The following is an 8,830-nucleotide window of genomic DNA, read 5'->3' as shown; positions in this document are numbered from 1 at the left end:
GGCTCCGCCGACCCGCGCTGCAAGATCATGATCGTGATGGGCAAGACGGACCCCGAGGGGCACCCGTACCGGCAGCAGTCGATGGTGCTCGTGCCCCCGCCTCGGCTCCGCCCCTATCCCCCTCCGCTTTGGCCGCCTCGGACCCCCTTTCGGGGGTGGTGGAGGGGTGGGGGGGGTTTGGTTATTATCGGCCTTTCTTGCTCTCACCTGCGGGTTTGTGGGGAAGGTGGCGGTTGTGTCGGTCGTGGCTCGGGCTCGTCAGCATTCGGTGGGGGATCTGCTGCATCGGACGGCGCGGCGGGAGCCTCGGAAGGTGGCCGTCGTCAGCGGGGGGCTGCGGGTCACCTACGCGGAGTTCGACGTCGCGGTGAACCGGGCCGCGCACGCGCTGGCGGCGCGGGGGCTCGGCAAGGGGGACCGGCTCGCGCTGCTCAGCCACAACTGCTGGCAGTACGCGGTCACCGCGTTCGCGACGGCCAAGCTCGGCGTGGTGCTCGTTCCGGTGAACTTCATGCTGAACGCCGAGGAGATCGCCTACATCCTCGGGCACTCGGGGGCGTCCGGGATCATCGCGGAGGACGCGCTCGCCGCGACCGCGGAGAAGGCGCTCGCCACGGCCGGCGTCCAGGACGGGGTGCGCGGGTGGATCCCGCTGTCGGGCGCCGCGCCGGGCAAGGGGTGGGAGGACGTCGACGCCTGGTGGCGCGAAGGGCCCTCGACGGCGCCGGACGTCCTGGTCGAGGACGACGACCCGCTGCGGATCATGTACACCTCGGGGACCGAGTCGCGGCCCAAGGGCGTGGTGCTGACCGGCCGGTCCCTCGTCAGCCAGTACGTGAGCTGCGTGATCGACGGCGAGATGAGCTCCGACGACGTCGAGGCGCACACGCTTCCGATGTACCACTGCGCGCAGCTCGACTGCTTCTTCTCCGTCGACGTCTACCTGGGCGCCACCAGCATCATCCTGCCGGGGCCGGACCCGGCCGCGCTGCTGGAGACGATCGAGCGGGAGAAGGTCACCAAGCTCTTCTGCCCGCCGACCGTCTGGATCTCGCTGCTGCGCCACCCCGACTTCGACCGGCGCGACCTGTCGAGCCTGCGGAAGGGGTACTACGGGGCGTCGCCCATGCCCGTCGAGGTGCTCCGGGAACTGATGCGGCGGCTGCCGGACGTGCGGCTGTGGAACTTCTACGGGCAGACGGAGATGGCGCCGCTCGCCACCATCCTCAAGCCGCACGAGCAGCTCGAACGGGCCGGCAGTGCCGGGCGTGCGGCCATCAACGTGGAGACCATGCTCGTCGACGACGACGGAGCCCCCGTGGCACCGGGGGAGGTCGGCGAGATCGTCCACCGCAGCCCCCACGCCGCGCTCGGGTACTACCGCGACGAGGAGAAGACCGACGAGGCGTTCCGGGACGGCTGGTTCCACTCCGGCGACCTCGGGATCATGACCGAGGACGGCTACCTCTCGGTGGTCGACCGCAAGAAGGACATGATCAAGACCGGGGGCGAGAACGTCGCCAGCCGGGAGGTCGAGGAGGCCGTCTACGAGCTGGACGGGGTGGCCGAGGTCGCCGTCTTCGGGATCGGCCACCCGCACTGGATCGAGGCCGTCACGGCGGTGGTCGTGCCGAAGCCGGGCGCCGCTCTGACCGCGGACGACGTCCACGCGCACGCCAGGGAGCGGCTCGCCCCCTACAAGCGCCCCAAGTACGTCGTCCTCGCGGACGCGCTGCCCAAGAACCCCAGCGGCAAGATCCTCAAGCGCGACCTGCGGGAGCGGCACGCCGGCCTTGCCGGGTGACCCGTCAGGTGAGGTGGGGGGCGACCGTCAGGGCCAGGTGGAGGGTCAGGCGGTCCTGGCCGTCGGTGAGGGTGAGGGACGTCAGTTCCTCTATGCGGCGCAGGCGGTGGTAGAGGGTCTGGCGGTGGATGTTCAGGGTCTTCGCCGTTTGCTGGACGTTGCCCGCCAGGTCCAGGTAGGTGCGGGCCGTTGTGGCGAGGTCCTTGTGCTGCAGGAGGCGTTCGGTTCCCGGGGTCTGGGTCGTCTGGGCCAGGGCCTCGTCGCCTGCGGTGCGCAGCAGGCGCAGGACGCCCAAGGACGTCCAGTCGCGGGTTTCGCCGGGGGCGGCGGTGCGGGCGGCCACGCGGGCCCGGAGCCAGCCCTCGTGGACGTCGTCCAAGGTCGGGCAGGGCGAGTGCACGCCCGTCTGGACGGGGGCGTTGCGTTCTTCCAGGAGGCGGCGGGCGCGGGCCAGGGCGGCCGGCGCGTTGCCCACGGGCAGGAGCAGGACGTGGTCGCGCTGCCACACCGTGGCCAGGACGGAGTGGGGGAGGAGCCACGGGTTCAGGGGCTCGGGGCTCGGGGTGCGCAGGACGGCCACCGTGAGGGGCGTGTCGACCGCTCCGGCGTCGGTGAGGTCGTCGGCGGCCTGGGTCCGGACGTCGGGGTGCGTGGACAGGAGGTCGGCGACCTTCCAGCCGAGGTCGTCGCGCTCGCGGGCCTGGCGGGCCATGAGGAGGCCGGCGCGCTCGCACAGGGGCATGGCCCTGGCAGCCTGGGGGTCGGTGATGCGCTGCCGGTCGTCCAGCAGCCAGAGGTAGCCGTAGGTGACGTTGTTCCAGCGGACGGGCAGGCACAGGCGGGCGAGCTGGCCCAGGGCGGCGTCGGCCGGGATGCGGACGGGGCCCGTCGCGCGGGCGATCCCGTGGCGCTCGAAGCGGGCGCGGACGGCCTCGGTGGCGCGGCGGTGCAGGATCGAGTTCATCCGGACGGGGTCGATCGTGTCGCCGTGCGCGGCGTAGGCGACCAGGTGGAAGTCACGGTCTTCCAGGGTCGCGGGCGCGCCCAGGAGGTCGGCCGCCTGTTCCACGATCTCCTGGAGGTCGAGTGCCATCGGGATTCCTTCGTACATATGTATGAGGCCGGGCCACCCTGAAAGTGGCGTTTGACTATAGGGGGTGCGCGGCGGTGCTCCTAACGTGCGAGGTGTTCCTTGACGTTGGAGGGTTCCATGCTCAGCCCGCTTCTCCTCGCCGCCGCGCGCAGCGGACGGATGCGCGATGTCATCACCTCCGTGCCGTTGACCAGGGGAGTCGTCGACCGGTTCGTCGCCGGGGACGACCTCGGCGCCGCCCTTGAGGCCGTGCGGGAACTGCGGGACGGCGGGCTGGAGGTCACCCTCGACCACCTGGGGGAGGACACCCGGGAGCCCGCCCAGGCGCGGGCCACCCGGGACGCCTACCTGCGACTGTTCGAGGCGTTCGAGGAGAAGGGGCTCGCCGGGGGCTCCGACGCCTCGGTGAAGCTGTCCGCGCTCGGGCAGGCCCTGCCCGGCGACCTCGCCCTCGACCACGCGCGGGAGATCTGCTCCGCGGCGGGGCGGGTCGGCATGACCGTCACCCTCGACATGGAGGACCACACGACCGTGGACTCCACGCTGGAGGTCCTCGGGAAGCTGCGGGTCGACTTCCCGTGGGTTGGGGTCGCCGTCCAGGCGATGCTGCGGCGCACCGAGGGGGACCTGCGGGACCTCGTGGGCGAGGGGTCGCGCGTGCGGCTGGTCAAGGGCGCCTACGCCGAGCCCGCTTCGGTCGCCTTCCAGAGCAGGCACGAGGTGGACCGGGCGTACGTCCGGGCGCTGCGGCGGCTCATGCGGGGCGACGGGTACCCGATGGTCGCCAGCCACGACCCGCGGATCATCGAGATCGCGCTGTCCCTGGCCGCCGAGCGGTCGCCCGCCTCCTACGAGTTCCAGATGCTCTACGGGATCCGGGCCGCCGAGCAGCGGCGGCTCGCCCAGGCCCACCAGATGCGCGTCTACGTCCCCTACGGGGCCGACTGGTACGGCTACTTCATGCGGCGGCTCGCCGAGCGGCCCGCCAACCTCGCCTTCTTCCTCCGTTCCTTCGTCTCCCGCTAAGGAGTTTCCATGGACGCCGTCACCAACGTCCCGACGCCGGCGAACGAGCCGGTGCGCGGCTATGCGCCCGGCAGCGCCGAGCGGGCCCGGCTGGAGGCGAAGCTCGCCGAGCTGACCGCCGAGTCCCCGATCGACCTGCCCATGACGATCGGGGGCGAGCGGCGGCTCGGGGCGGGCGCCAAGGTCGCCGTCGTCCAGCCGCACCGGCACGCGTCGGTGCTCGGCACGTTCGGCACCGCCACCGAGGAGGACGCGCGGGACGCCGTCGCCGCCGCGCTGGAGGCCGCGCCCGCGTGGCGCTCGATGGCCTTCGACGACCGGGCCGCGATCTTCCTGCGGGCCGCCGACCTGCTCGCCGGGCCGTGGCGGGAGACGCTGCTGGCCGCGACGATGCTCGGGCAGTCCAAGACCGTCCAGCAGGCGGAGATCGACAGCCCGTGCGAGCTCGTCGACTTCTGGCGCTTCAACGTGCACTTCGCGCGGCGGATCCTCGCCGAGCAGCCGATCAGCGGCCCCGGCGTGTGGAACCGGTCGGACCACCGGCCGCTGGAGGGGTTCGTCTACGCGATCACCCCGTTCAACTTCACCGCGATCGCCGCGAACCTGCCGACCGCGCCCGCGCTGATGGGCAACGTCGTCGTCTGGAAGCCGTCGCCCACGCAGACGTACTCCGCCGTGCTGCTCATGAGGCTGCTGGAGGAGGCCGGGCTCCCGCCGGGCGTCATCAACCTGGTGACCGGCGACGGGCTCGCCGTGTCGGACGTGGCGCTCCAGCACCCCGACCTCGCCGGGATCCACTTCACCGGCTCCACCGCGACGTTCCAGCACCTGTGGAAGACGGTCGGCGCCAACATCGAGAAGTACCGGAGCTACCCCCGGGTCGTGGGGGAGACGGGCGGCAAGGACTTCGTCGTCGCGCATCCGTCCGCCGACCCGGCCGTGCTGAAGACGGCGCTCGTCCGCGGCGCCTTCGAGTACCAGGGCCAGAAGTGCTCCGCCGCGTCGCGCGCCTACGTCCCGCGCTCCATCTGGGAGGACGGCTTCAAGGAGGCGCTGGCCGCCGAGGTCGACGGCCTCACCATGGGCGACGTCGCCGACCTGTCCCACTTCATGGGCGCCGTGATCGACGAGCGGGCCTTCGCCAAGAACAAGGCCGCGATCGAGCGCGCCGAGGCCGACCCGGACGTCGAGATCGTCGCCGGCGGGACCTGCGACGACTCCGTCGGATACTTCGTGCGGCCCACCGTGCTCGTGTCCGGCGACCCCGAGAACGAGATCTTCCGGACCGAGTACTTCGGGCCGGTCCTCGGCGTCCACGTGTACGAGGACGCCGAGTACGACGCGATGCTCGCCCAGATGGAGTCGGTCGCCGACTACGCCCTGACCGGCGCCGTCATCGCCACCGACCGGGCCGCGGCGGCGCACACCGCCGAGGTGCTCCGGTACGCGGCCGGCAACTTCTACATCAACGACAAGCCCACCGGCGCCGTCGTCGGGCAGCAGCCGTTCGGCGGCGCACGGGCCTCCGGCACCAACGACAAGGCCGGCTCGGTGTTCAACCTGCTGCGCTGGACGTCCCCCCGCTCGATCAAGGAGACGTTCGTCCCGCCGACCGACTACCGGTACCCGCACATGCAGTAGGCGCCGCCCAGGCCTCCGACGGGGGCCGGCCGCCGCGGGCCCGCACCAGGCTGGTGCGGGCCCGCGGTCGTGATGAGGGCGGAACCCGCATGCTCGTCACAGCTAGTATCCGATCATCACTATGGGTAACATTCACGATGTGGGAAAGCGCGCGACCAGGGCAGGCCGGCCGCATGCGCGCATGATGCGCGCATGGGTCCTGGCAGCGGTCCCCTTGGTGCTGTTGCTGCATGGGCTGAGCCACTCCAGCGGCCATCGCGGCAGCGCGGCCTATATCGCCGAAGCCGACCGGCCGGTCGCCTCGGCGTCCTGCATGACGTTGCCCGCCCGCGGCGCGGAAGCCCTTGCCCCGCCGTCCGCCGAGCACTGTGAGGCCGACCGCGGCTCCTACTTCGGAGGCGCCGCGCACTTTCCGCCCAGCGTGAGCGCTCCCGCCGCGACCGCCGTGGCCCGATGCCCGGCGGCCGCCGCCGCGAACCCCCCGGCGACCAGGGGCCCGGCGGCCCCTTCCCGCAACCGATCGCTGATCCTGCGCTGCTAGATCCGGACGCCCACGTGGACGAGCGCGCGGTCGAACGCGTGTGAGTTCCGCGTACCCGCCTCGACCTCATCCGGTTCGTCATCGGAAGCGAAGGATCTGCTCCCCCATGCAACCCCTGATCGACCATGCCCGGCTCGCCCCGCAGCGCCAGAGCGGTCGGCGGACCGGCGGCGCGCCGGCACCGGCGCCGCGGGCGATGTTCATCGCCTGCTCCGACGCCCGTCTCGTGCCGACCGAGCTGACCGGTGCCCGGCCGGGAGAACTGTTCGAACTGCGCACCGCCGGCAACGTCATCCCGCCGCACCGGATCGGGCGGCTCACCGCCGAGGCCGCGACGGTGGAGTACGCCGTCAACGTGCTGCGCATCACCGACATGATCCTGTGCGGCCACAGCCAGTGCGGCGCCGTCCAGGCGCGGACCCGCTCACAGGCCCCGCGGACGGCGCCGACGATGTGGCTGTGGCTGCTGCAGACCCACCACTGGCGCCGCCTGCACACCCCCGGCGCGGATCCCGGGCACCAGCATCTGCTCGCCCAGGCGGACAAGCTGCGGCGCTACCCGGCGGTGACCAGGAGCCTGCGCGCCAGACGCCTGCGCATGCACCTCTGGTACTACGACGTCAACACCGCGACGGTCTCGGCCCATCAGGAGGACGGGGTCTTCGCCCCCCTCTGACGGCCCGGTCGAGGCCGTCCTCGTGGGACCTACGGCCGTCCCCTGACACCCGTGGCCGGGAGCGAAGCCCAGCCGCGGGTGAAGGGGGACCGGATGCGCTCGGCGTTCTCCAGGTCCACCCCGATGTGGGGGTGGGCCCGGAGAAGCTCCTCCAGCGCGACGCGGGCCTGGAGCTTCGCCAGATGCGACCCGATGCAGAAGTGCACGCCGCTGGAGAAGCCCAGGTGGCGCGGGATCTCACGGGTGACGTCCAGTTCGTTCGCGGACGGGCCGAACTCGCGCTCGTCCCGGTTCGCCGAACCGAACAGCATCATCACCTTCTCGCCCTCCGGGATCCGCGTCCCGTGCAGGGTGACCGGGCGCGTGGTCGTCCGGGCCAGCGCCTGGACGGAGCTCTCCAGGCGCAGGAACTCCACCAGCGCGTTCGGGATCAGTGCCGGGTCGGCCGCCAGCCGCTCCCGTTGCGCGTGGTCGCCGTCCAGCAGCGCCACGCCGTGCGAGATCAGGTTCCCGGTCGTGTCGTTGCCGCCCGCCACCATGACGAAGCAGAACCCGAGGATGTCCCAGTCGGTGAGGCGCTCCCCGTCCACCTCCGCGGCCGTCAGCGCGCTGACCAGGTCGTCGGACGGGTCGGCCCGGCGCGCGGCGATCACGTCGCCGAAGTAGCCGAACATCTCCGCCACCGCGTTCACCGCCCCGTCCCGCAGCGAGCGCAGGCCGAACCCCTCGTCCTGCAAGGTCGTGAGGGCGGACACCCACGGATCGAACCTCGCGCGGTCGGCCTCCGGGACGCCGAGCAGATGCGCTAACGCGAACGTCGGCAGCGGCGAGGAGAAGTCCCGGTGCAGGTCGGGCGTCTCCCCGTCGGCGGCCCTGCGTTCCATCACCGCGATCCGGGCACGGACGAACCCGCGCAGGAGGTCTTCGAGCGCGGCCGTCCGGCGCGGCGTGAACCCGTGGCTGATCAGGCGCCGCAGCGCCGTGTGCCGCGGCGGATCCAGCATCACGATCGTCGGGGCCAGGCCCAGCGTGCCGATCTCGTCCGGGTGGAACGTCAGGCCCTGCGCCGACGAGAACGCCTCCGCGTCCCGCGTCGCGGCCCAGACGTCCTCGAACCGCGACAGCGCCCAGAACGGAGGCTCCCCGTGGCGGTGCACCGGCTCCTCGTCCCGGAGCCGCCCGTACGCCGGATAGGGATCGGCCTGGAACCCGGGATCGAAGGGGTCGTAGACGTCCGCCATGGCCGGCCTCCGGTTCTAACAGGCACCGTTATTAACGCCCCCTGTTAGTATCACCGGCGTGCCGAAGGACGCAAGAGCCACCCGCGACGCCCTCATCCACGCCGGCGCCCACCTCTTCGCCGCCCACGGCATCGACGCCACCCGCACCCGCGACATCGTCGCCCTCGCCGGCCAGGCCAACGACTCCGCCGTCACCTACCACTTCGGCTCCCGCGACGGACTCCTCGGCGCCATCCTCCGCGCCGGCGTCACCCGCATGGAACCCGCCCGCGCCGCCACCCTCCCCGCCCTCCACCCCGGCGACCCCCACGCCATCGTCGACGCCATCGTCCGCCCCACCGCCGACGAACTCCGCACCCCCCACGGCCGCGACTTCCTCCGCATCACCGCCCAACTCGCAGGACGCGCCGGAATCCGCGACCACCGCCCCCCGCCCGTCCTCCACGACACCGCCCTCCAGCAGCAGCTCCACCTCCTCGAAACCGCCTGCCGCGCCACCCTCCCCGAACCCCTCGCCCTCGAACGCGTCTCCCTCTTCATCGCCTTCCTCACCGCGGCCCTGGCCGACCGCGCCACCCGCACCCACCCGCCCGGAACACCCCCGCCCGCCCCCGACCACGACACCTTCACCACCGACCTCACCGCCATGCTCACCGCCGCCCTCCAAGCCCCCGCCCCAACCCGTTTGCCTAACCCACCCCCACCCCATACAGTTAAGACATCACCGCGGGGTGGAGCAGTTCGGTAGCTCGCTGGGCTCATAACCCAGAGGTCGCAGGTTCAAATCCTGCCCCCGCTACTGGTCCTA

General features: G+C 72.1%; 8 protein-coding genes and 1 tRNA gene. 7 read left to right on the top strand and 2 right to left on the bottom strand.

Annotated elements, in window-relative coordinates; all coding sequences use genetic code 11:
• Nucleotides 1-217 precede the first annotated feature (217 nt).
• A complete protein-coding gene (locus tag AB0H37_RS44720) occupies nt 218-1,804 on the top strand; it encodes an acyl-CoA synthetase (protein ID WP_360618804.1) in 1,587 nt (528 codons plus the stop codon).
• 4 nt (nt 1,805-1,808) lie between these two features.
• Here AB0H37_RS44720 and AB0H37_RS44715 read toward each other — a convergent pair whose 3' ends face one another.
• A complete protein-coding gene (locus AB0H37_RS44715; RefSeq protein ID WP_329094436.1) occupies nt 1,809-2,897 on the bottom strand; it encodes a helix-turn-helix domain-containing protein in 1,089 nt (362 codons plus the stop codon).
• Nucleotides 2,898-3,014: 117 nt separating this feature from the next.
• Here AB0H37_RS44715 and AB0H37_RS44710 point away from each other — a divergent pair, with 117 nt between their 5' ends.
• The 4 genes from AB0H37_RS44710 to AB0H37_RS44695 all read left to right on the top strand — a co-directional run bounded on the left by AB0H37_RS44710 (nt 3,015) and on the right by AB0H37_RS44695 (nt 6,781).
• Nucleotides 3,015-3,923 carry a proline dehydrogenase family protein gene (locus AB0H37_RS44710; protein WP_329094435.1) on the top strand — a complete coding sequence of 303 codons (909 nt, stop codon included), beginning with the start codon at nt 3,015-3,017 and terminating at the stop codon, nt 3,921-3,923.
• A 9-nt stretch (nt 3,924-3,932) separates the two neighbouring features.
• Nucleotides 3,933-5,564 carry an L-glutamate gamma-semialdehyde dehydrogenase gene (gene pruA / locus AB0H37_RS44705; RefSeq protein ID WP_360618802.1) on the top strand — a complete coding sequence of 544 codons (1,632 nt, stop codon included), beginning with the start codon at nt 3,933-3,935 and terminating at the stop codon, nt 5,562-5,564.
• A gap of 217 nt (nt 5,565-5,781) precedes the next feature.
• Nucleotides 5,782-6,105 (top strand): hypothetical protein, encoded by a 324-nt coding sequence (locus AB0H37_RS44700; protein WP_360618801.1) that lies wholly within the window; start codon nt 5,782-5,784, stop codon nt 6,103-6,105.
• Between the two features lie 106 nt (nt 6,106-6,211).
• Complete coding sequence (locus AB0H37_RS44695; RefSeq protein ID WP_360618800.1) at nt 6,212-6,781, top strand: carbonic anhydrase; 570 nt, start codon at nt 6,212-6,214, stop codon at nt 6,779-6,781.
• Between the two features lie 29 nt (nt 6,782-6,810).
• Here the strand turns inward: AB0H37_RS44695 and AB0H37_RS44690 are convergent, their stop codons facing one another.
• On the bottom strand, nt 6,811-8,022 hold the full coding sequence (locus tag AB0H37_RS44690; protein WP_360618799.1) for a cytochrome P450: 1,212 nt from the start codon (nt 8,020-8,022) through the stop codon (nt 6,811-6,813).
• Nucleotides 8,023-8,080: 58 nt separating this feature from the next.
• Here AB0H37_RS44690 and AB0H37_RS44685 point away from each other — a divergent pair, with 58 nt between their 5' ends.
• Both AB0H37_RS44685 and AB0H37_RS44680 read left to right on the top strand, forming a co-directional pair.
• Nucleotides 8,081-8,770: a TetR family transcriptional regulator gene (locus tag AB0H37_RS44685; RefSeq protein ID WP_329094430.1), complete on the top strand. Its 690-nt coding sequence runs from the start codon at nt 8,081-8,083 to the stop codon at nt 8,768-8,770.
• A tRNA-Met gene (locus AB0H37_RS44680) sits at nt 8,748-8,821 on the top strand. Before AB0H37_RS44685 ends, AB0H37_RS44680 begins: the two co-directional genes overlap by 23 nt.
• The last annotated feature ends 9 nt before the right edge of the window (nt 8,822-8,830 follow it).

The sequence above is a fragment of the Actinomadura sp. NPDC023710 genome, from assembly GCF_040639875.1.
In the GTDB taxonomy this organism is placed as follows: domain Bacteria; phylum Actinomycetota; class Actinomycetes; order Streptosporangiales; family Streptosporangiaceae; genus Spirillospora; species Spirillospora citrea.
This window is presented reverse-complemented; position numbering and strand designations above follow the sequence as displayed.